At 68.8% G+C, this 26314-nt stretch carries 25 protein-coding genes; 16 read left to right on the forward strand and 9 right to left on the reverse strand.

Annotation, left to right across the window (positions count from 1 at the left end; all coding sequences use genetic code 11):
- The first annotated feature begins 1 nt into the window (after position 1).
- Complete coding sequence (locus tag E6C72_RS14740) at positions 2 to 1462, forward strand: TRAP transporter large permease subunit (RefSeq protein ID WP_109083959.1); 1461 nt, start codon at positions 2 to 4, stop codon at positions 1460 to 1462.
- A gap of 417 nt (positions 1463 to 1879) precedes the next feature.
- Here the strand turns inward: E6C72_RS14740 and E6C72_RS14750 are convergent, their stop codons facing one another.
- A complete protein-coding gene (locus tag E6C72_RS14750) occupies positions 1880 to 2227 on the reverse strand; it encodes a hypothetical protein (RefSeq protein WP_247875453.1) in 348 nt (115 codons plus the stop codon).
- Between the two features lie 54 nt (positions 2228 to 2281).
- Between E6C72_RS14750 and E6C72_RS14755 the strand changes: the two genes are divergently transcribed.
- The 14 genes from E6C72_RS14755 to hpaI all read left to right on the forward strand — a co-directional run bounded on the left by E6C72_RS14755 (position 2282) and on the right by hpaI (position 14934).
- Positions 2282 to 3087 (forward strand): IS5 family transposase gene (locus tag E6C72_RS14755; protein ID WP_109083958.1). Its coding sequence is split into 2 segments (ribosomal slippage): positions 2282 to 2609 and positions 2609 to 3087, totalling 807 coding nucleotides; the frame shifts between segments, so codons are not numbered across the junction.
- 289 nt (positions 3088 to 3376) lie between these two features.
- Positions 3377 to 4366 carry a TRAP transporter substrate-binding protein gene (locus tag E6C72_RS14760; protein ID WP_109083957.1) on the forward strand — a complete coding sequence of 330 codons (990 nt, stop codon included), beginning with the start codon at positions 3377 to 3379 and terminating at the stop codon, positions 4364 to 4366.
- A 50-nt stretch (positions 4367 to 4416) separates the two neighbouring features.
- Positions 4417 to 5187 carry a class II aldolase/adducin family protein gene (locus tag E6C72_RS14765; protein WP_109083956.1) on the forward strand — a complete coding sequence of 257 codons (771 nt, stop codon included), beginning with the start codon at positions 4417 to 4419 and terminating at the stop codon, positions 5185 to 5187.
- Between the two features lie 95 nt (positions 5188 to 5282).
- Positions 5283 to 6374, forward strand: coding sequence for an AraC family transcriptional regulator (locus tag E6C72_RS14770; RefSeq protein ID WP_109083955.1), 1092 nt, complete (start codon positions 5283 to 5285; stop codon positions 6372 to 6374).
- Between the two features lie 40 nt (positions 6375 to 6414).
- Complete coding sequence (locus E6C72_RS14775; RefSeq protein WP_109083954.1) at positions 6415 to 7401, forward strand: 2-dehydropantoate 2-reductase; 987 nt, start codon at positions 6415 to 6417, stop codon at positions 7399 to 7401.
- 171 nt (positions 7402 to 7572) lie between these two features.
- On the forward strand, positions 7573 to 8607 hold the full coding sequence (locus E6C72_RS14780) for a TRAP transporter substrate-binding protein (protein WP_109083953.1): 1035 nt from the start codon (positions 7573 to 7575) through the stop codon (positions 8605 to 8607).
- A gap of 22 nt (positions 8608 to 8629) precedes the next feature.
- Positions 8630 to 9181 carry a TRAP transporter small permease gene (locus E6C72_RS14785; protein WP_109083952.1) on the forward strand — a complete coding sequence of 184 codons (552 nt, stop codon included), beginning with the start codon at positions 8630 to 8632 and terminating at the stop codon, positions 9179 to 9181.
- On the forward strand, positions 9178 to 10509 hold the full coding sequence (locus tag E6C72_RS14790) for a TRAP transporter large permease (protein WP_109083951.1): 1332 nt from the start codon (positions 9178 to 9180) through the stop codon (positions 10507 to 10509). Before E6C72_RS14785 ends, E6C72_RS14790 begins: the two co-directional genes overlap by 4 nt.
- Positions 10510 to 10513: 4 nt before the next feature.
- A complete protein-coding gene (locus tag E6C72_RS14795; RefSeq protein WP_158280096.1) occupies positions 10514 to 11194 on the forward strand; it encodes a fumarylacetoacetate hydrolase family protein in 681 nt (226 codons plus the stop codon).
- Positions 11191 to 11964, forward strand: coding sequence for a fumarylacetoacetate hydrolase family protein (locus E6C72_RS14800; protein ID WP_109083949.1), 774 nt, complete (start codon positions 11191 to 11193; stop codon positions 11962 to 11964). Before E6C72_RS14795 ends, E6C72_RS14800 begins: the two co-directional genes overlap by 4 nt.
- A gap of 59 nt (positions 11965 to 12023) precedes the next feature.
- A complete protein-coding gene (gene hpaD / locus E6C72_RS14805; protein WP_109083948.1) occupies positions 12024 to 12872 on the forward strand; it encodes a 3,4-dihydroxyphenylacetate 2,3-dioxygenase in 849 nt (282 codons plus the stop codon).
- A 15-nt stretch (positions 12873 to 12887) separates the two neighbouring features.
- Positions 12888 to 13277, forward strand: a complete 390-nt coding sequence (locus tag E6C72_RS14810; RefSeq protein WP_109083947.1) for a 5-carboxymethyl-2-hydroxymuconate Delta-isomerase — start codon at positions 12888 to 12890, stop codon at positions 13275 to 13277.
- Positions 13278 to 13292: 15 nt separating this feature from the next.
- Positions 13293 to 14096, forward strand: coding sequence for a 2-oxo-hept-4-ene-1,7-dioate hydratase (gene hpaH / locus E6C72_RS14815; protein ID WP_109083946.1), 804 nt, complete (start codon positions 13293 to 13295; stop codon positions 14094 to 14096).
- 19 nt (positions 14097 to 14115) lie between these two features.
- Positions 14116 to 14934 (forward strand): 4-hydroxy-2-oxoheptanedioate aldolase, encoded by an 819-nt coding sequence (hpaI, locus tag E6C72_RS14820; RefSeq protein WP_109083945.1) that lies wholly within the window; start codon positions 14116 to 14118, stop codon positions 14932 to 14934.
- A 7-nt stretch (positions 14935 to 14941) separates the two neighbouring features.
- Here the strand turns inward: hpaI and hpaR are convergent, their stop codons facing one another.
- Positions 14942 to 15433, reverse strand: coding sequence for a homoprotocatechuate degradation operon regulator HpaR (gene hpaR, locus E6C72_RS14825; RefSeq protein WP_199228651.1), 492 nt, complete (start codon positions 15431 to 15433; stop codon positions 14942 to 14944).
- 284 nt (positions 15434 to 15717) lie between these two features.
- Between hpaR and hpaE the strand changes: the two genes are divergently transcribed.
- Positions 15718 to 17241, forward strand: a complete 1524-nt coding sequence (gene hpaE, locus E6C72_RS14830; RefSeq protein WP_109083943.1) for a 5-carboxymethyl-2-hydroxymuconate semialdehyde dehydrogenase — start codon at positions 15718 to 15720, stop codon at positions 17239 to 17241.
- A 161-nt stretch (positions 17242 to 17402) separates the two neighbouring features.
- Here hpaE and E6C72_RS14835 read toward each other — a convergent pair whose 3' ends face one another.
- The 7 genes from E6C72_RS14835 to E6C72_RS14865 form a co-directional block, all read right to left on the reverse strand.
- Positions 17403 to 17663 carry a hypothetical protein gene (locus E6C72_RS14835; RefSeq protein ID WP_109083942.1) on the reverse strand — a complete coding sequence of 87 codons (261 nt, stop codon included), beginning with the start codon at positions 17661 to 17663 and terminating at the stop codon, positions 17403 to 17405.
- A 136-nt stretch (positions 17664 to 17799) separates the two neighbouring features.
- Positions 17800 to 18102: a hypothetical protein gene (locus E6C72_RS14840; protein WP_136700770.1), complete on the reverse strand. Its 303-nt coding sequence runs from the start codon at positions 18100 to 18102 to the stop codon at positions 17800 to 17802.
- A 59-nt stretch (positions 18103 to 18161) separates the two neighbouring features.
- A complete protein-coding gene (locus E6C72_RS14845; RefSeq protein ID WP_109083940.1) occupies positions 18162 to 19517 on the reverse strand; it encodes a cell wall metabolism sensor histidine kinase WalK in 1356 nt (451 codons plus the stop codon).
- Positions 19518 to 19520: 3 nt separating this feature from the next.
- Complete coding sequence (locus E6C72_RS14850; RefSeq protein ID WP_109084000.1) at positions 19521 to 20279, reverse strand: response regulator transcription factor; 759 nt, start codon at positions 20277 to 20279, stop codon at positions 19521 to 19523.
- Between the two features lie 137 nt (positions 20280 to 20416).
- Positions 20417 to 23488, reverse strand: coding sequence for an efflux RND transporter permease subunit (locus E6C72_RS14855; RefSeq protein WP_109083939.1), 3072 nt, complete (start codon positions 23486 to 23488; stop codon positions 20417 to 20419).
- Between the two features lie 2 nt (positions 23489 to 23490).
- The gene (locus E6C72_RS14860; RefSeq protein WP_199228650.1) at positions 23491 to 24705 is read right to left on the reverse strand and encodes an efflux RND transporter periplasmic adaptor subunit; all 1215 of its coding nucleotides are present in this window, start codon (positions 24703 to 24705) and stop codon (positions 23491 to 23493) included.
- Positions 24702 to 26153: an efflux transporter outer membrane subunit gene (locus E6C72_RS14865; RefSeq protein WP_109083938.1), complete on the reverse strand. Its 1452-nt coding sequence runs from the start codon at positions 26151 to 26153 to the stop codon at positions 24702 to 24704. The genes E6C72_RS14860 and E6C72_RS14865 overlap by 4 nt, the downstream gene beginning before the upstream one ends.
- Positions 26154 to 26314: the final 161 nt, after the last annotated feature.

Raw genomic sequence — 26314 nt, forward strand, 5'->3', positions numbered from 1 at the left:
CATGGAGGCTGCCGGCCTGGTGATGCTGGTGCTGGTCGCGGCGCTGCTGACGACCGGCCTGCCGGCCTGGGTGGTGCTGATCGGCGTGTCGCTGTCCGCCGCAACGGTGGGGGTGGCGACCGGCGGACTGGACGGGGGGCTGCTCGTGGCGCTGGCGCCGCGCCTCGTCGGGCTTTTGGAAAACGACCTGCTCCAGGCGCTGCCGCTCTACGTGCTGATGGGCGCGCTGCTCAACCGCCTGCCGCTGGCGGGCATCCTGTTCCGCGCCGGAACGGCGGCGACGGGCGGGCACCGGTCCGGTCCGCTCGTGGCCGCCATGGGGCTGGGAGCACTGCTGGCGCCGATGAACGGGTCGGTCGCGGCCAGCGTCGCCACCTTGTCGCGGGTGGTTCTGCCCCGCCTGCGCGCCCATGGAGTGCCTGCCGGCAAGGGGTTGGCCGTGGTGTGCGTGGCGAGCACGCTGGGGGTTGTCGTCCCGCCGTCGCTGGTGCTGATCCTGCTGGGCGACGCGATGATGCGCGCCCACACCGAAGCCGCGAACACCGTCGGCCGCGTCGCCGGGCAGATGGTCCGCGTCATCAACACCCAGGACGTCTTCCGTGGCGCGCTGGCCCCGGCCGCCCTGTTCCTTCTGCTGTGCCTGATCCTGTCCTGGTGGAGCGGCCGGCGCCAACCGGCTCCTGAGACCGTGGAAACGCAAACGCTCGCCGCCGAGCCGCCGCTGGGCATCGCCGGCTGGGTGACGGCGGTGGCGACGCTGCTGTTCGTCGGCGGGCTGCTGGCGGCGGTCGCCGCAGGGTACATCTATGCGGTCGAGGCGGCGGCGATGGGGGCGGTGACGTTGCTGGTCTTCGGGCTTGCCAGCCGCTCGCTGGACCGCGACGCGATGGAGGCGGTGCTGCACGACACCATGGCGGTGACCGGCGCCCTGTTCGCCCTGTTCGTCGGCGCCACCAGCTTCACCCTGGTGTTCCGCGGCTTCGGCACCGACCGCCTGCTCGACGGGCTGGTCGCCGCCCTGCCCGGCGGGGCGGCCGGGGCGACGCTGGGCGTCATGGCGATGATCGCGGCCTGCGCCTTCGTGCTGGACGCCTTCGAGATCATCTTCGTCGTCATCCCGGTGCTGATGCCGCCTTTGCTGGTTCGGGTGCCCGATGCCGTCTGGGTGTCGGTGCTGGTGCTGCTGACGCTTCAGGTCAGCTTCCTGATTCCGCCGCTCGGCTATGCGGTGATGATGGTGCGCAGCGCCGCCGGGGCCGGCGACATGATGCGCGGGCTGATCCGCGCGCTGGCGCCCTATCTGGCCGCCCAGGCGGTGGTGCTAGGCATAACGCTGGCGGTGCCGTCCTTCGTCCATGTGATGGAGCCGCCGGACGATCCCAACGCCACCCCGGCGCTGAGTGACGAGGACGCCAAGGACCAGCTCCGCTCCATGATCCCGGTGCCGCCGGAGAACGATTGACCATGCCGGACGGCGGAACCTCAAATCGCATCGTTCATTGCATCACACAATACCGAGATATTACCCCCCACAGGCTTTCGTCAGCTCATCGCCAGCGGCATTCAATTCCAGCCGGATTTCTTCGGCATAGTCCGCGGTCAGCCGGGTGACCGGCCCGGATATGGCCAGAGCGCCGAGGAGGCCGCCGCCCGGCCAGAACACCGGGGTTGCCAATGCGGCGGCATGAGGATCGGGTTGGCTCTCTCGACGCGGAACAGGCAGAACCGCTGTTCACCGCGCCTCGTGGAGAAGGAGGCGGTCTCCCCGGTCGAGCGCGCCAGCTGCTCCAACACGGGCGTCACATGGTTGGCAAGGCCGAGGGCATGCTGATAGCAGGCGGCGAGCCGCATCACCTCCGCATCGAGGCGGTAGCCACCGTCATCGACCCAGGACCGATCGATCGTTGCGCCCTGCCCGGATCGCATCCATCTGGGCGGTTTCGACGTCGTGCTTCTTCTTGGTCCCGGCGTAGATCGCCTCCGCATCCGAGAGCGGGACGCAGACGAGGCCGTCGTCGTCGCCGAGCATCAGGTCGCCGGGAGTGATGATCATGCCGTCGATGGAAATCGGCACGTTGATCTCGCCGGGGCCGTCCTTGTAGGGACCGCGATGGGTGACGCCAGCGGCGAAGATCGGGACGCGGCCTTCCCGCAGAGTCGCCGCGTCACGGATCGCTCCGTTGATGACGATGCCGACGCCGCCGCGCTGCTCGGCGTGCGCCACCATCAACTCGCCGATAAGAGCACCTAATAAAACGGCGTTTGATCTGTTGAGAGGTGTATGGCTTCCCCTCTGGTATCCGACGCCCTTTGGGCGCTGATTGAACCATTGCTCCCGCCAGAGCCGCCCAAGCCGAAGGGCGGGCGGCCTCGGCTGGACAACCGCGCCGCGCTGACCGGCATCCTGTTTGTGCTCCGCACCGGCATTCCTTGGGAACTGCTGCCGGTGGAGATGGAGTGCGGTTCGGGCATGACCTGTTGGCGCCGACTGCACGACTGGCAGCAAGCCGGCGTCTGGGAGCGGCTGCATCGCGTGCTGCTCGACCGGCTTGGCTACGCCAACGCCATCAACTGGGATCGCGCTGCGGTGGACAGCGCCAGCGTTCCAGCAAAAAGGGGGGCGAGGAGACCGGGCCGAACCCGACAGACCGCGGCAAACCGGGCTCCAAGCGCCATATCCTCGTCGATGCCAATGGCATCCCCCTCGCCCTGAGGATTTCGCCGGCCAACCGGCATGACAGCAAGTTTCTGGAGCCGCTGGTCGATGCCGTGCCGGCAATCCGCCAATGTGCGGGCCGGCCACGGCGCCGACCGGCCAAGCTGCACGCCAACAAGGGCTACGACTTCGCCCACTGCCGGCAGGCGCTGCGTCGGCGGGGGATCGTTCCACGCATCGCCCGGCGTGGCATCGAGAGCAGTGAGCGCCTTGGCCGACACCGATGGGTGGTCGAGCGGACACTCGCCTGGTTTGCGCGGTTCCGCCGCATCGCCGTCCGCTATGAACGGCGCGCCGATATCTTAACCGCCTTCCCCCATATCGCCGCCGGCCTCATCTGCTGGCGTTTCGTCCAGAGATGGTTCTGTTAGGCGTTCTAAGACAGGAACCTGCTGCGGATGTCGGGCCAACTCCGCCATCTGTTCGGCTTCCTGCACGACCCCGACCACCCCACCTCCCGGTGCTTCGCCCGCCGCCGATTTCCGCCTGTTCCGGACAGCGCCTGCCCGACGCGGATAGAGCAAGACGCGAACCCCGCCTACCCTGCGCGAACACCGTCGTGAACACCACCGGCGGACAGAAAAGCCAAGCAAACGGGAGGGTCAGGGGATGAGCAATCCGCGCAAGTTCACGTCCGCAATCGTATTTGCAACAGGACTCATGGTGTCGGCCACCACCCAGGCGGCCGACACGGTGACGCTGAAGATCGCGCATTTCCTGCCCGGCGTGGCGCAGGTGCAAAGGCAGGTTCTGGAGCCGTGGTGCGACGATCTCGGCCGGGAGTCCGGTGGCCGCATCCGTTGCCAGTTCTATCCCGCACTGCAATTGGGCGGCACGGCGGCCCAACTGGTCGATCTCGCACGCAACGGCGTGGCGGACATCGTCTGGACGGCTCCCGGCTATTCCGCCGGGCGCTTCCCCAAGACCGAAGTGCTGGAGCTTCCCGGCATGCTTCCGGTCGGTGGCCTCGCGGGCGGGCGGGCGATCTGGACCTTCTACCAGGCGCATCTCCAGGACGAATACGCCGCCTACAAGCTGCTCGCCCTGCATGCCGACGGCGGCATGACCGTCCACACCGCGAACAAACCGGTTGCCAAGGCGGCCGATTTCGCCGGATTGAAGCTGCGCGCGCCGAACCGCACCATCGCCCGCACCCTAACGGAGCTTGGCGCCACCCCGGTCGCGATGCCGCCCGCCCAGATGACCGAGGCCATCTCCAAGGGCGTGGTCGACGGTGCGTCCGCGGTCTGGGAGGTGATCGGCCCGACCAAGCTGGACGAGGTCACCCGCTTCCATCTGGAAACCTCACCCGACGAGCCCGTCCTGGGCGCCACCGTCCTGGCCCTGCTGATGAACAGGAAGAGCTTCGACGCCATGCCGGCGGACTTGCAGGCGATCCTTGAGAAGAACAGCGGCATGGTCCTGGTCGAGCGCTTCGGGCGGGCCTGGGACGCCACCATCGCCACGACGCGCGACAGAGTGAAGGCACAGGGGCAGTCGGTCACCGTGCTGTCGCGCAGCGCCTATGACGAGGCGCTGAAGAAGCTGGAGCCGGTCACCACCGAATGGATCGCCCAGGCATCGGCCAAGGGCATCGACGCGGCCTCCCTCGCCGCTGCGGCCCGTCAGCTGGCCTCGCAGCCGCACTGACGGCCCCACCGATTTCGGCGCACCACCAACCATGAACAACGAGACCGGACATGAGCACCGCCCCCCGCTATTTCGAACAGCCCGCCCGTTTCAGCCCGGCCGAATGGCAGGCCCGCGTCAAGCTGGCCGCGGCCTACCGCATCTTCGACCATCTCGGCTGGTCGGAACTGATCTACAACCACATCTCGCTCCGGGTTCCGGACGAACCCGGCCACTTCCTCATCAACCCGTTCGGCCTGCATTATTCGGAGGTCCGCGCCTCTAACCTCGTGAAGGTCGATGTGGACGGAACCATTGTCGGCCATTCTGACTGGCCGATCAATCCGGCCGGCTTCACCTTCCACGGCGCCATCCATGCGGCCCTGCCGGACGCCCACTGCGTGATGCATGTCCATACCACCCAGACGCAGGCGGTCTGCTGCCTGGAGGACGGGCTGGCCTTCACCAACTTCTACGCCGCCCAGCTGTACGGCAAGATCGCCTACCATGAATTCGAGGGGATCACCGTCCATCTCGACGAAGGGCGGCGCATCCTGGCCAGCGCCGGCGACAAGCCGGTCCTGCTGCTGCGCAATCACGGCCCGGTGGTGGTAGGATCCACGCTGGCCCAGGCCTTCTCGCTGATGTGGCTGGTCAACCGCGCGTGCGAGATCCAGATGGCCACCCATTCTATGGGCCGGGCACGGCAAATCCCGGTGGCGGTTCTGGAGAAATGCGTCGCCGACAGTCTGAATTTCGATCCTAAATATGGGGCCGGCGAAGATGCCTTCTCGGCACTCACCCGCATCATCGACCGCATCGACCCGACCTACCGGTCGTGACGGACAAAGTCCAAGGAACCCGCTCCAAGGACCTTGACTGATTAACATGTTAATCGCTTCATTGTTCGCATGCTCCACAAGGGGGGTTGCGAACAATGAGCGGATGCGGTCGGGACGAAACGAGCCGGTCGGCCACCGAAGCCCGGCTGCTGGGGCTGGAGGCTGAACGGGCCTTGGCAACTCAAGCCGGCGACCAGGGGGAAGACTGGATCACCAGCGACCCCGACTGCGCCTCGGAGCGTCTGTTCCGCAACTACACCCCGCACCGGATGCGGGTGATCGGACCGCCGCGCGATTTCCGCATGCGGCTGCGGGTCGGCTGGTCGGGAGGCATGGCCCTGCTGCGTTTCAACACCGGGGTGGAACTGTCTCAGATACCGACCGGCCGCTTCATCCTGGTGACGACGCAGGTCAGCGGCTGGTCCGAGATCGACACGCAGGGGCGGAGCTTCAGCGGCGGACCGGGATTGATAGTGGTCGATTCCGCAAGATCGCCGGTGAGGAAGCGCTTCAGCGCCGACAGCGAGCGGCTCCATCTCCGCCTCGGCACTGCGGCGCTGGACGGCCTGTATGAACGGCTGGTCGGCACCCCCCCTGTCCGGCCGCTGGAATTCGCCCCCTGCATCCGGCCGGGAACCGCCATGCACGCCCGCTGGCAGTCGGTGGTCCGGATGGTGCTGTCCTGTACCGCACCCTCCGCCGGACCTGATCCGGCCCCGGCTCTGCCCGACCTTCTCCGCAGACAGCTGGAGGAGACCGCGATGCTGATGCTGCTGACCGGGCATGAGCATAGCGGGGCGGGGCAGATGGCGGGCACACCCGCCGCCCCGTCCCCGCGCCATGTCAGGGCGGCCGAGGAGTTCATGCGCGCCAACGCCGGGGAGCCGCTGACCCTGGCGGAGATCGCCGAGGCGGCGGGCGTCAGCATCCGGACCCTGACCGCCGGCTTCCGCAATTTCCGCGACCTGTCCCCGATGCAGCAGTTGCGGGACATCCGCATGGCCGCCGCGCGGGACGATCTGCTGCAAGGCCCAAAAGCCGGGAGCACGCGAGCCGGGGGCGCTGGAACCGGGGGCGTGGCCGATATCGCCCTGCGCTGGGGCTTCGGCAATTTCGGACGCTTCGCCGGCGACTACCGCCGCCGCTACGGCGAGACGCCATCGGAAACGCTGCGGCGCCGCCGATAGTCATCATCAGGATAACCCGAGCAACGGAGACGGGACGTCGATGAAGACCTGCATCATCGGGGCCGGCGCCATCGGCGGCCTCATCGGCATCCGTCTGGCCCAGGCCGGCTGCGACGTGTCGGTCCTGGCGCGCGGCGCCACCGCCGACGCCCTGCGCACCGGTCCCTGGAGGCTCGCCACCGCGGATGGGGAGGTCACGGGGTCCGTCCGGGTGGCCGATGACCTGATGGCGCTGGGACCGCAGGATCTCGTCGTCATCGCCGTGAAGGGACAGTCGCTGCCCGGCCTCGCCCCGTCGCTGGCGCCCCTTATCGGGACGGAGACCATGGTTCTGCCGGCGATGAACGGCGTGCCCTGGTGGTTCTTCCGCCGCTTCGGTGGACCGCTCGCCGGGATGCCGTTGGACAGCGTCGATCCCGGCCGGCGGATCGCCGCCGCCATCGCCGATGAGGCGGTCGTCGGCTGCGTCGTCCATGCAACCTGCTCGGTCGCCGAACCGGGTCTGGTGCGCCACGGTTTCGGCAACCGGCTGATCGTCGGCGAACCGGACGGTAGCCTGTCGCCCCGCCTCGGCAGGCTGTGGGACTGCCTGACCGCGGCGGGGTTCGAGGTCCAGTCCTCCCCGCGGATCCAGACCGACATCTGGTACAAGCTGTGGGGCAACATGACGATGAATCCGGTGTCGGCGCTGACCGGCGCCACCTGCGACCGGATTCTCGACGATCCGCTGGTCAGCGGCTTCTGCCTGTCGGTGATGGCCGAGGCGGCCGAGCTGGGCCGCCTCATCGGTTGCCCGATCGAGCAGAGCGGCGAGGACCGCAATGCGGTGACCCGCCGGCTCGGCGCCTTCAAGACGTCGATGCTCCAGGATGCCGAAGCCGGCAAGCCGCTGGAGATCGACGCGCTGCTGGGGGCGGTGAAGGAGATCGCCGGGCGGCTGGGACAGGCGACCCCCAACCTCGACGCCCTTCTCGGCCTGACCCGGCTGATGGCGGGCACCCGCGGCCTCTACCCGTCAATGGATTGATCTTCCGACGCGGCCGGCGTGCCAAGCGACGCACATCGCACTTGACTGTTTAACATGTTAATGTTTAACTCGTTAACAGCATCACGCACCATCAATGAACAACGCGCCGACAAGAGGACGGGCGGCCCCTTCGGGCCGCCCAGTCCCCCGCGCATCGGTGGAGGAAACCCCATGCTGAAAACGATCCGGCCGGCGGCGCTCGCCCTGGCCACGCTGCTGCCGCTTGCCGTCTCCAACCCTGCGACCGCCGCGGACGGCGTCTCGCTGAAGATCACGCATTTCCTGCCGCCGGGTGCGCCGGCGCAGAAGCAGGTGATGGAACCCTGGTGCAAGGCCCTGGGCGAGCAGTCGGGCGGACGCATCACCTGCCAGTTCTATCCGGCGATGCAGCTCGGCGGCACGCCGGCGCAGCTGGTCGATCTGGCGAAGAACGGCGTTGCCGACATCGTCTGGACCGCCCCCGGCTATTCGGCCGGTCGCTTCCCGGTCATCGAGACGATGGAACTGCCCTTCGTCGTGCGCGACGGGCTGTCGGGCAGCCGGGCGGCCTGGGACTTCTACCAGCGCCACGCGGTGGAGGAGTTCGCCGCCTACAAGGTGCTGGCGGTCCATGTCGACGGCGGCGTCGCCTTCCACACCGCCGGCAAGCCCATCGCCGCGGTGGACAGCCTGAAGGGGCAGAAGCTGCGCGCCTCCACCCGCATGGTTTCCAAGCTGCTGACCGCGCTGGGCGCCACCCCCGTCAACATGCCGCCCGCCCAGGTGACGGAAGCGATCTCAAAGGGGATCGTCGATGGCGCCATGGGTGCCTGGGAGGTGGTGACGCCGACCAAACTGCAGGAAGTGACCAGGTTCCACACCCAGCCGCCGGCCGGCCAGCCCTACTATTCCACCACGGTCCTAGCGCTGCTGATGAACAGGGAGCGCTACCAGTCGCTGCCGGCCGACCTGAAGGCGGTGATCGACCGCAACAGCGGCCCGGCGCTGGTCGAGAGCTTCGGCCAGGTCTGGGACCGTGTGACCGCCGACACCCGCGCCCTGGTCGCCAGGGACGACGGCACCATCCAGAACCAGAATCCCGCGGATTACGAGGCGATGCGCGCCGCCGCGGCGCCGGTCGAAGCCGAATGGCGCCAGGACATCGCCAAGCGCGGCATCGACGGCGCCGCCCTGGCGGCCGACGCCCGCGCGCTCGCCGCCCGCTGACCCCTTCGCGGAGACCGTCATCATGCATGAACCCATCGCAAGCCCGGACTTCCGGCCAAGGAGCGCGGGCGAGCGCGCCCTGCTGCTTGCGGCGAAAGGCTTCGCCCTGGCCGGCGGCGGCATCTTCATGGCGTTGATCGGCATGTCGCTGCTGTCCATCTTCGGGCGCAAGCTGGCCAACCTGCCGATCACCGGCGACGTGGAGCTGATGCAGGTCGGCACCGCCGTGGCCGCCTGCGCCTTCCTGCCGCTCTGCACCATCCTGGGCGAGAATCTGCGCGTCGATTTCTTCACCGAAACCGCTCCGGCCTGGATGCGCCGGCTGCTCGACGCAGTGGCCGACCTGCTCCTCGGCGCGCTGGCTCTGCTGCTGGTCTGGCGAACAGGCCTCCAGGTGATCGACATCCGCGAGGCGGGAGAGGTGACGCCGCTTCTGGGCCTGCCGGTCTGGATGCCGATGCTCGCCATGCTGCCCAGCCTCGTCCTGACGGCGCTGTGCGCGCTGAGCCGCGGCTGGCGCGACCTGACATCCAACGAACGACAAACGGCCGGCACGGCGGAGGTGGCACGATGAGCGGGACCGCGATCGGACTTGCCGGCTTCGCCGGGTTGATGGGCATGCTGGCGCTGCGCGTCCATATCGGCGTGGCGATGTTCATCGCCGGTACCGCCATCTACCTGACCATCAACGACGGCCAGACCGCCGCCCTGCTGTTCACCCTCAACAACCTCGCCTTCGCCCGGCTGTCGAACTACGACCTGTCGGTCATCCCATTGTTCCTGCTGATGGGCCAGTTCGCCACCCATGGCGGGCTGTCGAAGGCGCTGTTCCGCGCCGCCGGCGCCCTGATCGGCCATTGGCGCGGCGGTCTGGCGATGGCCTCCACCGCCGCCTGCGCCGCCTTCGGAGCCATCTGCGGATCGTCGCTGGCGACCGCGGCCACCATGGGTCAGGTGGCACTGCCGGAATTGCAGGCGCGCGGCTATTCCGGGAGGCTGGCGACCGGAACGCTGGCGGCCAGCGGGACGCTGGGCATCCTGATCCCGCCCTCGGTGCCGCTGGTCGTCTATGCGGTGCTGACGCAGGAATCCATCGGCAAGCTGTTCGTCGCCGCGGTGGTTCCCGGTGTCATCGCAGCACTCGGCTATCTCGCGGTGATCGCGCTGATCGTGCGGCGCAACCCGGCCGCCGGCCCGGCCAGCGCCCCGCTGCCCTGGTCGGAGCGGCTGCGCGCCCAGCTCGGCGTGCTGCCTGTGCTGCTGGTCTTCCTGGTGGTGATCGTCGGCATCTATGACGGCTGGGCCAACCCGACGGAGGCCGCCTCCATCGGCGCCGCCGCCTGCGGCCTGATCGCCGTCGCCTCTGGCGGCATGCGCTGGCCGCAGCTGATCGCCAGCATCCACGGCACCGCCCAGGCGACCGCCATGATCTTCGTCGTGCTGATCGGCGCCGATCTGCTGAACTCCGCGCTGGCGGTGTCGCAGATGCCGGTGGAGCTGGCCGCCTGGGTGCGCGACAGCGGCATGCCGCCGCTGCTGGTCCTGTTCAGCATCATCGGCATCTACATCCTGCTGGGATGCGTGATGGATTCACTGGCGATGATCCTGCTGACCATCCCGATCTTCTACCCGGTGGTCATGGGCCTCGACTTCTTCGGCATGGACGGGACCGACAAGTCGATCTGGTTCGGCATCCTGGCCCTGATGGTGGTTGAGATCGGGCTGGTCCATCCGCCGGTCGGCATGAACCTCTACGTCATCAACCGGCTGGCGCGCGGCGTGCCGATGCGCGAAACCGCCTGGGGCGTCATGCCCTTCCTGGCGTCCGACCTGTTGCGCATCCTGCTGATCGTCTTCGTGCCGGGCATCTGCCTGTGGCTCGTCCATGCCTTCGGAGGCTGACACCATGCAAACCGCTTCCCCCCATGGAATGGCCCGGGGAATGGTCTACGGGGTGATCCTGAACGACCGCCCCACCCTGGACCGCCTCGGCCCGGCCCTGTCGCAGCCGCCCTACGGCGCGCCGCCGAAGGCGCCGATCCTCTACATCAAGCCCTACAACACCCATGCCGGCAACGGCGCCACGGTGCGACTGCCGCGCGGGGCGGAACGGATGGAGGTGGCGGCGACGCTGGGCCTCGTCATCGGCCGCGACGCCACCGCCCTGGACGAAGCCACGGCGATGGACGCGGTCGCCGGGCTGCGCCCGATGCTGGACGTCAGCCTGCCCAACCCGTCGGTCTACCGGCCGCCGGTGCGCGAACGCTGTTTCGACGGCTCCTGCCCGATGGGCCAAATGCTGCCCTGCGCGGCGGTGGCGGGGCCGGAGGCGCTGACCCTGCGCACGCTCGTCAACGGCACCGTGGCGGCGGAACGCAGCCTGTCCGATCTGGTCCGTCCGCCGGCCCGGCTACTGGCTGAGGTGACCGGCTTCATGACCCTGCGGGCCGGCGATATCCTGCATCTCGGCATTGCGCTGAACGGGCCGCAGGCTGGGGCCGGCGACCGCGTCCGGCTGGAGATCGACGGCTTCGCCCCGCTGGAGATCGTCATCGAAGACGCCGCGGCGGAAGGAGAAACGCCATGAAGCGCGCCCGCATCCTGCTGGACGGCACGGTCCATGCGGCCGTGGAGGAACAAGGACGGCTGCGGCTTTCCGACGGCCGGCTGGTCGCCCTGGATGGAGATGGCCCCGAAGCGGTCACCTGGCTGCCGCCGGTGGAGCCACGCACCATCTTCGCCCTCGGCCTCAACTATGCCGACCACGCGAAGGAACTGGCGTTCAAGGCGCCGGAAACGCCGCTGGTCTTCCTTAAGGGGCCGAACACCATCACCGGCCATCAGGCCCGCACCCGGCGCCCGGCCGACGCCACCTTCATGCATTACGAATGCGAACTGGCGGTGGTGATCGGCCGCACCGCCCGCGACGTGCCGCGCGACCACGCCTACGAGGTGGTGGCGGGCTACAGCGTCGCCAACGACTACGCCATCCGCGATTATCTGGAAAACTACTATCGCCCGAACCTGCGGGTGAAGAACCGCGACGGCTGCACGCCGCTCGGCCCCTGGCTGGTGGACGCGGCGGACGTGCCCGATCCGATGAGCCTCCCGCTGCGCACGCTGGTCAACGGCCGGGTGACGCAGGAGGGCAGCACGCGCGACATGATCTTCGACGTGCCGCACCTGATCGCCTACCTGTCGTCGATCATGACCCTGTCGCCGGGCGATGTCATCCTGACCGGAACCCCGGAAGGGCTGGCGGACGTGGTGCCGGGCGACATCGTCACGACCGAGATCGAGGGCATCGGCAGCCTCGTGAACCACATCGTCCCCGACAGCATCGCCGCCGACCGCTGACACCCTGTCGGACGTCCATCACCAAGCCGGGACGAACCGGCCGCATTCCGGAGGAAAGCATGGGCAAACTCGCACTCGCCGCCAAGATCACCCACGTCCCGTCCATGTATCTGTCGGAGCTGGACGGCCCGCACAAGGGGTGCCGCGACGCCGCCATCGCTGGTCACAAGGAGATCGGCCGTCGTTGCCGCGACCTCGGCGTCGACACCATCGTGGTGTTCGATACCCACTGGCTGGTCAATTCCGGCTACCACGTCAACTGTGCCGCCCATTTCGAGGGCGTCTACACCAGCAACGAGCTGCCGCACTTCATCAAGAACCTGCCCTACGCCTATGATGGCAACCCGGCGCTCGGCCATCTGCTCGCCCGGACCGCGACGGCGGCCGGGGTCAATACCCGGGCGCATTCGGAAACCTCGCTGACGCTGGAATACGGCACGCTGGTGCCGATGCGCTACATGAACGAGGACCGCCGCTTCAAGGTGGTGTCGGTCTCCTCGCTCTGCACCGTCCACGACCTGAAGGACAGCGCCACGCTGGGCCGCGCCGTCCGCCGTGCCATCGAGGAGGAATACGACGGCACCGTCGCCATCCTCGCCAGCGGCTCGCTGTCCCACCGCTTCGCCCAGAACGGCGTGTCGGAGCAATACCTGCACAAGATGTGGGACCCCTTCCTGGAGCAGGTCGACCTGCGCGTGGTCGATCTGTGGCAGCGCGGCGACTGGGCGACCTTCACCGCCATGCTGCCGATGTATGCCGAGAAATGCTGGGGCGAGGGCTACATGCACGACACCGCCATGCTGTTCGGCGCGCTGGGCTGGGACCGCTACGAGGGCAGCGTGGACATCGTCACGCCCTATTTCGCCTCCTCCGGCACCGGCCAGATCAACGCCGTATTCTCGGTCTGAGGCGGGAGACGGACCATGCCGCATCTGACCGTCGAATACACCGGCAACCTCGGCGCCCAGGCCGACATCCCGGCACTGCTGCGCAAGGCCAACGCCGTGCTGATCGCCCAGGGCGGCGTCTTTCCCACCGGCGGCATCCGATCCCGCGCCATCCGGCTGGACGATTTCTGCGTAGCGGACGGCACGGCCGACGACGCCTTCGTCCACCTGACTCTGAAGATCGGCGCCGGACGCGGCGCCGAGCAGAAGAAGACGGCTGGCGACGCGCTGTTCGCCATGGTCAGGGACCATTTCGCCGCGCTCTTCGCCAGCCGCTTCCTCGCCCTGTCGCTGGAAATCCAGGAATTCAGCGAAGCAGGCACCTGGAAGCACAACAACATCCACAGCCGCTACAAGGCCGCTTGAGACGAGGCTTTCCCCATGCTCAGTTCCGATGCCGTCCGGGCCGCCGCCGCGCGCCTGCACGAGGCGGAGAAGACCCGCGTTCAGACCCGCCAGATCTCACTGGACCACCCCGAGATAACCATCGAGGACGCCTATGCCATCCAGCACTGTTGGGTGGCGGCGAAGATCGCCGGGGGGCGCAAGATCATCGGCCACAAGATCGGCCTGACCAGCCGGGCGATGCAGCAATCCTCGCAGATCGACGAGCCGGATTACGGCACCCTGCTCGACGACATGCTGTTTCCCGACGGCGGCGAAATCGCCATCAACCGCTTCATCGCCCCGATGGTGGAGGTCGAGCTGGCCTTCATCCTGAAATCGCGGCTGGAAGGTCCGAACGTCACCCTATTCGACGTGCTGTCGGCCACCGACTATGTCGTGCCGGCGCTGGAGATCATCGACGCCCGCTGCCACCGCGTCGATCCCGACAGCAAGCGTCCGCGCAAGGTGATGGACACCATCTCCGACAATGCGGCGAATGCCGGCATCGTCATGGGCGGCCGGCCGATGCGGCCGCTGGACACCGACCTGCGCTGGGCCGCCGCCCTGCTCTATCGCAACGGCATGATCGAGGAGACCGGCGTGGCGGCCGGCGTGCTGAACCATCCGGCAAACGGCATCTGCTGGCTCGCCCGCCGCTTCGCGCCGCATGGCGTGGCGCTGGAACCGGGACAGGTCGTGCTCGCCGGATCCTTCACCCGTCCGGTGCCGGTCAAGGCCGGCGACACCGTCCATGCCGATTACGGCCCCTTCGGCTCCATCGCGCTGCGCTTCGTGTAGAGATTCAAGGAGGGCTTCGATGACGAATCCTGAAAACGCCTTCAAGCGGGCGCTGGCGGCGGGGCGGCCGCAGTTCGGCCTGTGGCTCGGGCTGGCCGACGCCTATTGCGCGGAGATCGCGGCAGGGGCCGGCTTCGACTGGCTGCTGATCGACGGCGAGCATGCCCCGAACGACCTGCGCGGAATCCTGGCGCAGCTCCAGGCAATCGCCGCCTATCCCAGCCATCCCATCGTCCGCCCGGTGGTCGGCGACGCGGCGATCATCAAGCAGATGCTGGACCTCGGCGCCCAGACCCTGCTGGTGCCGATGGTGGAGACGGCGGAACAGGCGGCGGCGCTGGTCGCCGCCACCCGCTATCCGCCCGGCGGCGTCCGCGGGGTGGGCAGCGCGCTCGCCCGCGCCTCGCGCTGGAACCGCATCGGCGGCTATCTGGACGAGGCCGATGGCGAGATCTGCCTGCTGGTGCAGGTGGAATCCGCCCGCGGTCTGGAAAACCTCGACGCCATCGCCACGGTGGAGGGGGTGGACGGCGTCTTCTTCGGCCCGGCCGACCTGTCGGCGTCGCTGGGCCTGCGTGGCCAACCGGGGCATCCGACAGTGCGCGCGGCAATCGAGGACGGCATCGCACGGACCCGCAAGGCGGGCAAGGCCGCCGGCGTGCTGGCGACCGACGAGACGCTGGCCCGCGCCTATCTGGCGGCCGGCGTCCTGTTCGTCGGGGTCGGAGTGGACACCACCCTGTTCGCCCGCGCCACCTCGGATCTGGCCGCCCGCTTCCGCCAGCCGCCATCCGGTACCTCTCCAGCGACGACCGCTCCGGCGCCCGGCGGCTACTGACCGCCCCCTACTCCTCGTCGCCGTCGCCGCCATCCGGACCGCCCAGGCAATCGGCCAGTTCGTCAAGCAGCCCATACAGCGTCGCCAGCCGGTCGGCGCCGAAAGCCGCGGTGATCTCGGCATAGCGCCGTTCGCTGTGGGGGGCGATCAGCGCGATCATGTCGCGGCCGGACGGCGTTATGGAAATCTGGGCTGCCCGCAGATCCTTGTCCTCGATCCCGCGCTGGATCAGCTCGCGCTTTTCCAACGTTCGCAGGATGCGCGACAGGCTGGGCATGCTGATGCTGCTGACCCGTGCCAGTTCGCCTGCGCGGAATCCGTCCGCCGTGGTAAGGGCGCGCAGCACCCGCCACTGCTGTTCGGTCAGGTCATGTTCGTGCAGCAGCGGACGGAAGCGCGCCATCACCGCCTCGCGCGCCTTCAGCAGCGCCATTGGCAGGGACCGGCGGAAGGCCCGCATCTCGCCGCCGGCGTGCCCGGCCGCCTCTGTGGGGTCCACCGCCGTGGGTGCTGTCGCCGCGGCTTTTCTGGAAGGTCTGCCCAAGGCTTCGGCCTCATCTGGAAAGAGTCGACGCATGTCTGGAGGTTTCCCGCACCATAGCGCGGCGGCCCTGCGCAGGGAAAGCGCTTGACAGCACCGCAGCCCGATTTATATAACATGTTAAATATTAACAAATCAAGTTTTGTGCCGGAGCACACCGCCCTTTGCGCACCGGCCTGCCATACGCCGGCTCACCACGGCTCCGCCCGACAAGCGCCAACCAAACCCTGGAGTGAAACGCCATGGCATCCGTTTTTGAAACGAATCTCGCAACCGCGGAACGGCTCCTGCCCCGGTTCCGGGACCGTCCGCTCGGCCATTTCATCGACGGGCGGGAGGTGCCCGGCCAGTCGGGCAAGCTGTTCGACAACCTGTCCCCAATTGACGGCGGGATCATCAACCGGGTCCATGCCGGCAATGCCGCCGACGTCGATGCCGCCGCGACCGCGGCGCTGCGCGCCTTCCCCGCCTGGGCCGCCCTGCCGGGCACCGAGCGCAAGCGCATCCTGCACCGGGTTGCCGACGGCATCCTGGCGCGGGCGGAGGAGATCGCCGTGCTGGAAAGCCTGGACAGCGGCCAGCCGATCCGTTTCATGAGCAAGGCCGCCGAACGCGCGGCGGAGAATTTCCGCTTCTTCGCCGACCGGGCGCCGGATGCCGCCAACGGCCTGTCGCTGCCGGCCAAGGACCATCTGAACTTCACCGTCCGGCAGGCGCTGGGACCGGTGGCGGTCATCACGCCCTGGAACACGCCCTTCATGCTGTCGACCTGGAAGATCGCCCCGGCGCTCGCCGCCGGCTGCACGGTGGTCCACAAGCCGGCGGAGTGGAGCCCGCTGACCGCCATGCTGCTGGCCGAGATCATGGCGGAGGCCGGGGTGCCGGACGGCGTCGCCAATCTGGTCAATGGTCTGGGCGAGGAGGCCGGCAAGCTGCTGACCGAGCATCCGGCGATCAAGGCGGTGGCCTTCGTCGGTGAATCGACCACCGGCAGCCACATCATGGCCCAGGGCGCTCCGACGCTGAAGCGCGTCCACTTCGAGCTGGGCGGCAAGAACCCGGTCATCGTGTTCGAAGACGCCGATCTGGACCGGGCGCTGGACGCCGTGGTGTTCATGATCTACAGCCTGAACGGCCAGCGCTGCACCTCATCCTCGCGCCTGCTGGTGCAGAGCGGCATCCACGACGTCTTCGTCGAAAGGCTGGCGGAGCGTGTCGCCCGCATCCGCGTCGGCCATCCGCTGGATCCCGCCACCGAGGTGGGTCCGCTGGTGCACGAACGTCATCTGAACAAGGTTCTGGGTTACTCCGCCATCGCGCGGGAGGACGGCGCGACGGTGAAGGTCGGCGGCGTCCGCGCCGGGGAGGCCGGCGCCGGCGGCAACTACGTCCGTCCGACGCTGTTCACCGGCGCGCACAACCGCATGCGCATCGCCCAGGAGGAAATCTTCGGTCCGGTCCTGACTGCCATTCCCTTCAAGGACGAGGCTGAGGCGGTCGCGGTGGCGAACGATGTCGCCTATGGGCTGACCGGCTATGTCTGGACCAGCGACGTCGGCCGTGCCAACCGCGTGGCGCTGAAGCTGGATGCCGGCATGGTGTGGATCAATTCGGAGAACAACCGTCACCTGCCCACCCCCTTCGGCGGCATGAAGGCCAGCGGCATCGGCCGTGACGGCGGCGACTACAGCTTCGATTTCTACATGGAGACGAAGAATATCTGCGTGGCGCTCGACACACACATGGTGCCGAAGCTCGGCGCCTGAGTCACCGCGCTCATGCGATGGAGACCGGTGCGATGCGGCGGATGATCCCTCCGCCGCATCGCACCGGGGATTCTGAAGTCGGCATAGCGAAAAAGGGTTGCGCGGACCTGCCGATCAACCGTGCGATCGATCATGTGATCAGCGGCGCGCTCACCGGACGATCACGGCCAGGCGACCGGCGACTGCCGGGTGCCGTCCGGTCGAAGCGTCTGATGGGCGCGGTCGAGCGCTTGGACAGACTGTCCGTCCGGCCGCTCCCGGTCGGCGGGACGGGACCGGACGATGCCCAGTTGTTCGCCGAGCTGGTGCGACGCCTGACGGAACCAGACATCCGCCGAACCAGGATTGAGATCGGCGAATGACAGGATGGCGAAGACGACCCCGCCCACCATCGCCGTCCGTGCCAGCAAACGTTCGCTCATGGCTGCATCTCCACAGCAATTCCGATGCCCAGACCTTAGCGGCGGGATCGACGGAGTTGTGTCGAGTTGGATCGAGTGCTGGCGACTCTGGTGGAGACGGAATGGAGGGCGACTGTCTTTGGACCTGCGCCGCGCGTCAGCCGCGGAACAGATCCTCGATCGTCTGGCGCAGCCGGTCGAACCAGGAGCGGTCATTCTGGTCTTGCTGCGGCCGGCTGCCTTGCGCGCGCGGGGAATCGTCGTCGTTCGTCGGCCGGCTGATCGAGAAATTGAAGCCTTTGCCGGAGAAATTATACTCGGCATCGCGCCCGCCCCGTGCCCCAGCGGCAGGGGCATTGCCGTAGTCGTGACTGGCGGAGACAGCCCATGCGGGAGCGCTGACCGGCAGGCCCGCGATGGTTCCCGCAACGATGGCAACGGCGATGGCGATCAGCCTCACGATCATGGCTCCCGGCTTTTGCGTCCGACAGGCTGGCGGCACCCGACGTCCTGTAAACACTAGACCAGGGATTTGTGGAGTTGTGTCGAGTCCTGCCGTGCAGCGATCTCGGCAACGATCTGTGGCAGTTCGATCACAACGGACAAGCCGTGCGGCGCCAGATTGGACGCGGCGACGGTGCCGCCATGCAGCAGAACGGCGCTGCGGCAGATCGCCAGACCGATGCCAGTGCCGCCGGTGCGGCGGTTCCGGGCGTCGTCTGTCCGGTAGAACGGGTCGAACAGGCGCGGCAGTGCCGGTTCGGGCACGCCAGGCCCCTGGTCGGCGATGACGACGCGGCTCCGCCCCGCCTCACTGGTGCAGGACAGGCTGATGCGGGCGCCGGGCATCGTGTAGAAAACGGCGTTGCGCACCACATTGCCGATCGCCCGCCCCATCAGGCTGCGGTCGCCCCGCACCGGAACCGGCTGGTCGACGGAGTCGAGCGCAAGGTCGCCGGCCCGGTCCGGCATTTCAAAGGCGATGTCGGCGGCGACGTCGGCCAGCAGATCCCCCAGATCGAACCGTTCGTCGGGCAGGCTGGCGCTGGCGGAATCGAGCCGGGCCAGGGTCAGCAGTTCTTCGACCAGACGTGCGATGTTGTCGATTTCCCGCCGCATGCGGTCGAACTGCCGGGGAGCATGGTCACCAGCCTCCCGCTTTCCCAGTTCCAGCGCGATGCTGAGGCGCCCGAGCGGCGATTTGATCTCGTGCGAGACATCGCCGATCAGACGCCGCTGGGCGGTGACCAGGGCGCCGATCCGATCGGCCATCAGGTCGAACTCGCGGACCAGATCGGCGGCCTCGTCGCGGCGGCGGGCGAAGCGCGGACCGACGCGGGCCGACAGATCGCCCTTCGCCAGCCGCCCGGCGGTCCGCCGCAATTGGGAGATCGGACGCGACAGATAGCGGGCGATGGCATAGCTCAGCGCGAGGCAGGCCGACAGTTCCACCAGCAGGAGGATCTGCATGCGGGAGCGCCGGTCCTCGGCCGGAGACGGCAGGTCGCCGCCGGTCTTGGACCGGACGGTCAGGCAATAGGCCCCGCCATGGCCGCGGGCGAGGATGCGGGTTTCGCGCTCGCCGTGCGGGCCGCAATCCGTGCCGGTCCCGCCGCCGGAACCGGTGTCCGACGCCGACAGGTTGAGGTGCAGAAGTGTACTCTCCCCGCTGCTGGCGAGGAAGTTGTCCACCGCCTCCGGCCCGAACCGTTCGTAAAGCGCAACCGCCGTGTCGGCATACAGCTGAAAGGCGTTGTCCACCGCCTGCTGCGATTCCGGCAGGTAATAGGTGACGAGCGTCAGGATGGTGCCGACGGACAGCAGTTGCACGACCACCGACCACAGCAGGATCTTGGCGAACAGGGACCGGGCCAAGGCTCAGCGTCCGGCCTGGATCGACAGCACATAGAGATAGCCGGCGTTGCGGACCGTCTTGATGCGTTCCTCGCCCCCGCCGTCGGGATCGAGCTTGCGGCGAAGCTTGCTGACCAGACCGTCGACGTTCCGGTCGAGCTTGTTGCTGATCTGGCGGCCGAAGGCGGCGAGCGACAGGTCGTCGCGGCTGACCACCTGTCCGGGCTGCCGCAGGAACCGGTCAAGCAGGTTGAACTCCGCCGTCGTCAGCTCCAGCGCCGCCGCCCGGCACCAGGCTTGCCGTGCCGCCGGATCCAATTCGACGTCGCCGACGCGGAGCCGGGGCGTCGCCGTGTCGGCGTGAGAGGAAATGGCCGCTGACGTGCCAACCGGTTCCGGACCCGTCCGTTCCGCCCCCGTCCGGCGTAGCACCGCGCGGATGCGGGCGACCAGTTCCCTCGGGTTGAAAGGCTTGGAGACGTAATCGTCGGCGCCGATCTCCAGCCCGACCACGCGGTCGACGTCATTGTCCTTGGCCGTCAGCATGATGACCGGCACGTTCGACAGGCGGCGGAACTCCCGCAGCAGGTCGAAGCCGGACGCGGCCGGCAGCATGACGTCGAGCAGGATCAGGTCGGCGCTTTGCGGCATCAGCGAACGGAACATCCGTCCGTCATGGGCGGCATCGACCCGGAACCCTTCCGGTTCGAGATACTCCTTCATCATCTCGACGAAGTCGACGTCGTCGTCGACCAGAAGCAGGCGTGGAAGGGTCGTCGTCATCGCACCGCCAAAGCCGGGACGGGATGCGGCGCCCTGAAGATTTTCCGTCGTGAACACTGTGCGGGCTCCGGTTGGCAAAGGGGGCGTCCATATACGGTTCCCGGCGGCCGAACCCGGCGGTGCGCCGCCGCCGGACTTCAGGTCGTCGTTGCCGCCGCCCTCGGCGCGAACCAGCCGGCGATCCAGCGCGACAGGTCGTCGACCAGAAGGAACAGGGCGGGGATGACCAGCAGGCTGAGGATGGTCGAGGTCAGCAGCCCGCCGATCACCACCACGCCCATCGGCTGGCGGAAGCTGGGATCGGCGCCCAACCCCAGCGCGATCGGCATCATGCCGGCGCCCATGGCGATGGTGGTCATCAGGATCGGGCGGGCCCGCTTATGGCAGGCGTCGATCAGCGCATCCACCCGACCCAACCCATGGTCCCGCCGCGCCATCACCGCATATTCCACCAGCAGGATCGAGTTCTTGGTGACGATGCCCATCAGCATCAGCAATCCGATGACGGTCGGCATGGAGAAGCTCATCCCCGCCACCAGCAACGCGAACAGGGCGCCCCCCACCGACAGCGGCAGCGCCGCCAGGATGGTCGCCGGTTGCAGGAACTCGTGGAACAGCAGCACCAGCACCGCATAGATGCAGAAGATGCCGACCGCCATCGCGGTGCCGAAGCTGCCGAACAGCTCGCTCATCCGTTCCAGCTCCCCCTGCTCCACCAGATGGACCGAGGCGGGCAGCGCCCTCATCGACGGCATCGCCTTGGCTTCCCGCATCACCTCGCCCAGAGCACGGCCGGCCAGTTCCACCGACAGGGTGACGTTGCGCGAGCGGTCGATGCGGTCGATCTGCGACGGTCCGCTGCCGAAGCCGATCCCGGCGACGGAGGCGAGCGCCACCGTTCCGTTGCCGCCCTTCACCCGCAGCTGGCCCAACGCCGACAAGTCGGTGCGGACCGCCGGGTCGAGCCGCACCCGCACGGCGATCTGGCGCTGCGGCAGGTTCAGCTTGGCGATCGACGAGGAATAGTCGCCGTAGGTCGCCATCCGCACCGCGTCCGCCATGTCCTGCGAGGTCACGCCCAATGCCGCCGCGCGGGCGAAATCCGGCCTGATCTGGACCTCCGGGCGCTGGAGGGCCGCGCCGGAGGTGACGTTGCCGATGCCGGGCAGGCGGCGCAGATCGGCCTCGACCGCGTCGGCGGCCTGTTGCAGGGCGGTCGGGTCGTCGCCGGCCAGCGTGATCTGCAACTGTTCGCCGTTGCCGCCGCGCCCGACCTCGATCCGCCCGCCGGGAAGGGTGCGCAGCAGGCTGCGCATCTCCGCCTCGATCGCCGCCTGGCTGCGGCGCCGCTCCGACCGGGCGACCAGATCCACCGTCAGGGACGCGGTGCGCGGGCTGGTCGTGGTGGTGGCGTCCATGCCGCCGCCGCCCATCGTCGCCGTGCCGACCGCGGTGAACACGCTCCTCACCTCCGGCATGCGGCGCAGCAGCGCATCGGCCCGCAAGGCGAGGCCGGTGGTGTCGTCCAGTTCGGCGTCCGGCGGCAGGGTCAGCGTCACCTGGCTCTGCGCGTCGTCCTGGGCCGGCAGGAAGCCGGTGGGCAGCAGCGGGATCATCGTCACCGACAGGGCGAGAAAGGCGAGTGCGGCGAAGGCCGTCCGCCAGGGATGGCGAAGGCAGGCCCGCACCGCGGCGAGATAGGTCAGCATCAGCCGGCCGTCGCGCTCGTTCGCCGGGTGTGCCTTCATGAACTGTGCCGCCATCATCGGGGTCAGCAGCCGCGCCACCAGCAGCGAGGCGAGCACAGCCACCGCCGCCGTCACGCCGAACTGTCGGAAGATGCGGCCCGGAATGCCGCCCATGAAGGCGGTCGGCAGGAACACCGCCACCAGGGTGAAGGTGGTGGCGATCACCGCCAGCCCGATCTCGTCCGCCGCCTCCATCGCCGCGTCGCGGGCCGATTTGCCCTGAAGCATATGGCGGGCGATGTTCTCCACCTCGACGATGGCGTCGTCCACCAGGATGCCGACCACCAGCCCCAGCGCCAGCAGTGAAACGATGTTCAGGCTGAAGCCAAGCAGATGCATGACGCCGAAGGCCGGCAGGATCGACAGCGGCAGGGCCACCGCGGCGATCAGCGTCGCCCGCCAGTCGCGCAGGAACCACCAGACCACCACCACCGCCAGGACCGCCCCTTCCAGCAGCAGATGCATCGAGCCGTGGTAATTCTCCAGGATCGGCGTGACCGTGGTGCTGGCCTCGGTGATCGTCACCTCGGGGTGGGCGGCGGCGAAGGCGGACACCGCCTTGCGCGCCGCCTCCGCAACGCCGACGTCGGAGAAGCCCTTGCTGCGGGTGATCTGGAAGGCGATCACCGGCTGGCCGTCGAGGAAGGCGCGGGTGCTGCGGTCGGCATGGGCGTCGCTCACCCGCGCCAACTGGTCGAGCCGGATGTGCCGCCCGTCCGCCAGCGGGACGGCGATGGCGGCGACCTCCTCCACCGTGCCGACGGCGCCCAGCGTGCGCAGGGACTGCCGCTTGCCGCCGACCTCCGCCTGCCCGCCGGAATTGTCGGCCTGCACCGATTTCAGCACGGTCGCCACGTCGGCCGGCGTCACCCCCAGCCCGGCCATCAGCGCCGCATCGAGATCGACATGGACCTCGCGGGCGATGCCGCCGATCCGGCTCACGCCGGCCACGCCCTTGGCCGACAGCACCGCCTTGGTCACGTCGTTGTCGATGAACCAGGACAGGTCCACCTCGTCCAGCCGGTCGGAGCGGACGCTGTAGGTCAGCAGCCCGCGGGTTTCCGCCGTCACCTTCGACACGCTGGGCGAGGCCATGCTCCCCGGCAGGTCGGCCTTGACGCCGTCCACCGCGTTGCGCACCTCGTTCAGTGCCTCCTCGCCGTTCTTGTCGATGTCGAAGGAGACGCTGATGGAGACGGAGCCGTCGGTGATGGTGGAGGTGATGTGCTCGACCCGGCTCAGCGAGGCGAGCTTGTCCTCGATCTTGCGGGCGACCTCCGTTTCCAGCTGCGCCGGTGCCGCCCCCTCCAGCGAGGCGCTGACGGTGACGGTGGGCAGGTCCATGTCGGGGAACTGCTGGATGCCTAGCCGGTTGAAGCCGATCAGGCCGAGCAGGCTCAGCAGTATGAACAGAAGCAGCGACGGAACCGGGTTGCGGATCGACCAGGTGGACAGGTTCATGGTCAGCGTTCCCCGGTAACGGGTGCCGGCAGGGCGGCGACGTCGGTCGGGCCGCGTCCGGCGCCGGCGGATGGCGGCGTCGCGATGGTGACGGTCGCCCCGTCGGACAGGAAGGCGCCGCCCGATTCCACCACCTGCGCGTCGGCGGACAGGCCGGACATGATTTCCACCCGGTCGGCCTGCCGTCGTCCGGTGGCGACGATCCGCCGCGTCACCCGGTTGTCGTCGCCGATGGTGAAGACCTGCGACCGGCCGTCGCGCAGAACCACGGCGGATTGCGGCAGGGTCAGCGCCGGGCTGTTGCCCAGGTCGATGCCGCCGCTGGCATAGCCGCCGGCCAGCGCGCCGCTTCCGGCGGGCAGCGCCACATAGACGATGCCACGGCTGGTGCCGCTGTTGAGCGCCGGGGCCGCCTGCCGCACCGTTCCCTCCACCGTCCGCCCGTCGGGCAGGATCACCCGCGCGGTCTGGCCAAGCCGGACCTGCGGCACCTGACGGGCGTCAAGCTCCGCCTGCCACTCCACCCGGCTTTGCCGTTGCAGGCGAAACAGCTCGGTCCCCGCCGACACCACGCTGCCCAGCGTGGCGGAGCGCGAGGTCACCACCCCGTCATCCACCGCCCGGATGCTGGTCCGCGCCAGTGTGATCCGGCTGCTGTCCAGATCGGCCTCCGCCGAAGCGAGGCTGGCCTTGGCCGTCTCCTCGGTGATCAGATAATCGGTCACCTGCTGGTCCGACAGCGCGCCGCTGCCCTTGACCAGCCGGGCGCGTTTGGCGTTCGCCTGGGCCTGGGCGAGCGATGCCCTGGCCTGGGCCACCAGCGCCTCCTGCTTGCGGATGTCGGCCTGCACGCTGTCCTGCGCCAGCCGCGCCAGCTCCTGTCCGCGCTTGACCTCGGTGCCGACGTCGGCGAACAGCTGGGTGATGCGCAGGTTGCCGGTCTCGGCGCCGATCACCGCCTCCTGCCACGCCGCCAGGGCGCCGCTGGCCGGCAGGGTCCGCGGCCAGTCCTCCCGGCTTGGAACGGTGGCGGTGACGGTCAGCACGCTGTTGCGCGGGGCGGATTGCGTGACGGTACCCTCCTGCGCCGTCCCGCTCTGGGGTCCGGCCGGGGCTCCCGACTGTGTTACGGCCCACGCGGCGGCAAGGCCGGCGATGGCGGCCAGCCCGAGTCCGGCCGCAAATCCGATGATCTGCCTGCGGGTGAGGAGGCTCACGATGCGTCTCCGCTTTTCCGGGTGTCTGCTGGGGCGGCCTGGACGGGGCCCCTGGCCGGCGTTCCCGCCTGCCAGCCGCCGCCCAGCGCCTTGTAGAGGGCGATCCAGTATTCGATCTGGTCGCGCTGCACGGTGATCAGGGAAATCTCGGCGTTCAGCGCGTTGCGCAGCGCCTCCTCGCGGTCGAGCAGGCTGGCGCCACCGGCCCGCCAGTTGCGGTCGGTCGCCTCGAAATATGTGCGATAGCCCTGGGCGGCGGTGCGGACGTCGCCGGTGCGCCGGGTGGCGGCGTCGAGCCGGACCAGCGCCTGCTCCACATCACGGATGGCGGTGCGCACCCCGCTGCGGTAGGCGGCCAGCTGGTAATCGTAAGCCGCCTGCGCGCTGTCCACCGCGGCAGCCCGCTTGCCGGCGTCGAACAGCGGCGCCGTCAGCGAGGAGCCCAGCAACCATGTCGTCATCAGGCTGCCCAGCGCCGTGCCGGACCGCGCGATCTCGCCGCTGAAGGACAGGCTGGGATAGCGGTCGGCCTCCGCAACGCCGATCTCCGCGCTGGCCGCCGCCAGTTCCCGCTCCAGCGAAGCAAGGTCGGGCCGTTGCGCCAGCGCCGCCGCCGGCACGCTGTCGACGGCGAAGCCCTCCGGAGCGGGCAAGGGCGGGGGTGCGTCGGCCGGCTCCCGCATCCGGCGGCGCAGGTCGGCTTCCTCCAGCCCGGTCAGCGACACCAGCGCCTTCACCAACAAGTCGCATTCGGCCTGCTGCGCGACGGCGCTGGCGCGCAGGCTGGCGGCGCTCGCCTCGGCCAGCGCCCCGTTGATCGGAGAGGTGAAACCGGCCCGCATGCTGGTGGCGGTGGCGTGCGCGGTGTCGGCCTGCGATGCCGCCTGATCGGCATAGGCGCGGGCGAGCAGCCGGCAGGCGCGGTACTGCACATAATCGTCGGCGACCTCGGCGGCCAGCGAGACGCTGGCGTCGTGCCAGTCGTCGGTCCGCGCCTCGACCCGCGCCTCGGCGGCCTCCTGGGTGCGGCGCAGCTTGCCGAACAGGTCGAGTTCCCACGAGGCGTCGAGCGTCCCGGACAGCGTGTTCGTGGTGGCGGTCCCGCCCAGCGCCGACTGCTTCGCCCGCTGCGCCGACCCGCCGGCAGTCACGGTGGGCAGCCGGCCGGCGCGGTCCTGTGCCACCGTGGCGCGCGCCTTGGCAATCGACGCCCACGCTTGGGCCAACGTCGGGCTGTCCGCCTCCGCTGCGCCGAGCAGTCCGGTCAGCACCGGGTCGTGGAAACTGTCCCACCACCCCACCAGCGATGCGGTGCCCAGGCGGGCCGGCAGCGGCGCCGACCATGCGGTCGTCGCCGCCACCGGCGTGCCATAATCCGGCCCGACCGCGCAAGCCCCCAGCATCAGGACCGCGGCCAACGCCGCGGCGTTTCGAAACAGACTGCCCATCCCGCACAAAGATCCATCAGCATATCGGTCGGCCCGATATAGCGCGGCCTCGTGTCAAGCTGGGTTAAGTGAGCGTAAAGTTGGGTAAAAGTCGCAGGATACCGCTTTTCCGGAAGTTCATCGCCGTTGACAGCCCCGCCTTGCCGGATCGAGTGTGTGGC

It is taken from the genome of Azospirillum sp. TSH100 (assembly GCF_004923295.1).
Lineage (GTDB): Bacteria > Pseudomonadota > Alphaproteobacteria > Azospirillales > Azospirillaceae > Azospirillum.

Coding starts and splice junctions, on each gene's coding strand:
- E6C72_RS14855 (WP_109083939.1), bottom strand. CDS start 23,488: ATGAACCTGTCCACCTGGTCGATCCGCAACCCGGTTCCGTCGCTGCTT.
- E6C72_RS14835 (WP_109083942.1), bottom strand. CDS start 17,663: ATGAGCGAACGTTTGCTGGCACGGACGGCGATGGTGGGCGGGGTCGTC.
- E6C72_RS14750 (WP_247875453.1), bottom strand. CDS start 2,227: ATGGTGGCGCACGCCGAGCAGCGCGGCGGCGTCGGCATCGTCATCAAC.
- hpaI (WP_109083945.1), top strand. CDS start 14,116: ATGACGAATCCTGAAAACGCCTTCAAGCGGGCGCTGGCGGCGGGGCGG.
- E6C72_RS14810 (WP_109083947.1), top strand. CDS start 12,888: ATGCCGCATCTGACCGTCGAATACACCGGCAACCTCGGCGCCCAGGCC.
- hpaH (WP_109083946.1), top strand. CDS start 13,293: ATGCTCAGTTCCGATGCCGTCCGGGCCGCCGCCGCGCGCCTGCACGAG.
- E6C72_RS14865 (WP_109083938.1), bottom strand. CDS start 26,153: ATGGGCAGTCTGTTTCGAAACGCCGCGGCGTTGGCCGCGGTCCTGATG.
- E6C72_RS14785 (WP_109083952.1), top strand. CDS start 8,630: ATGCATGAACCCATCGCAAGCCCGGACTTCCGGCCAAGGAGCGCGGGC.
- E6C72_RS14770 (WP_109083955.1), top strand. CDS start 5,283: ATGAGCGGATGCGGTCGGGACGAAACGAGCCGGTCGGCCACCGAAGCC.
- E6C72_RS14850 (WP_109084000.1), bottom strand. CDS start 20,279: ATGACGACGACCCTTCCACGCCTGCTTCTGGTCGACGACGACGTCGAC.
- E6C72_RS14765 (WP_109083956.1), top strand. CDS start 4,417: ATGAGCACCGCCCCCCGCTATTTCGAACAGCCCGCCCGTTTCAGCCCG.
- E6C72_RS14775 (WP_109083954.1), top strand. CDS start 6,415: ATGAAGACCTGCATCATCGGGGCCGGCGCCATCGGCGGCCTCATCGGC.
- E6C72_RS14740 (WP_109083959.1), top strand. CDS start 2: ATGGAGGCTGCCGGCCTGGTGATGCTGGTGCTGGTCGCGGCGCTGCTG.
- hpaE (WP_109083943.1), top strand. CDS start 15,718: ATGGCATCCGTTTTTGAAACGAATCTCGCAACCGCGGAACGGCTCCTG.
- hpaD (WP_109083948.1), top strand. CDS start 12,024: ATGGGCAAACTCGCACTCGCCGCCAAGATCACCCACGTCCCGTCCATG.
- E6C72_RS14780 (WP_109083953.1), top strand. CDS start 7,573: ATGCTGAAAACGATCCGGCCGGCGGCGCTCGCCCTGGCCACGCTGCTG.
- E6C72_RS14795 (WP_158280096.1), top strand. CDS start 10,514: ATGCAAACCGCTTCCCCCCATGGAATGGCCCGGGGAATGGTCTACGGG.
- E6C72_RS14800 (WP_109083949.1), top strand. CDS start 11,191: ATGAAGCGCGCCCGCATCCTGCTGGACGGCACGGTCCATGCGGCCGTG.
- E6C72_RS14790 (WP_109083951.1), top strand. CDS start 9,178: ATGAGCGGGACCGCGATCGGACTTGCCGGCTTCGCCGGGTTGATGGGC.
- E6C72_RS14760 (WP_109083957.1), top strand. CDS start 3,377: ATGGTGTCGGCCACCACCCAGGCGGCCGACACGGTGACGCTGAAGATC.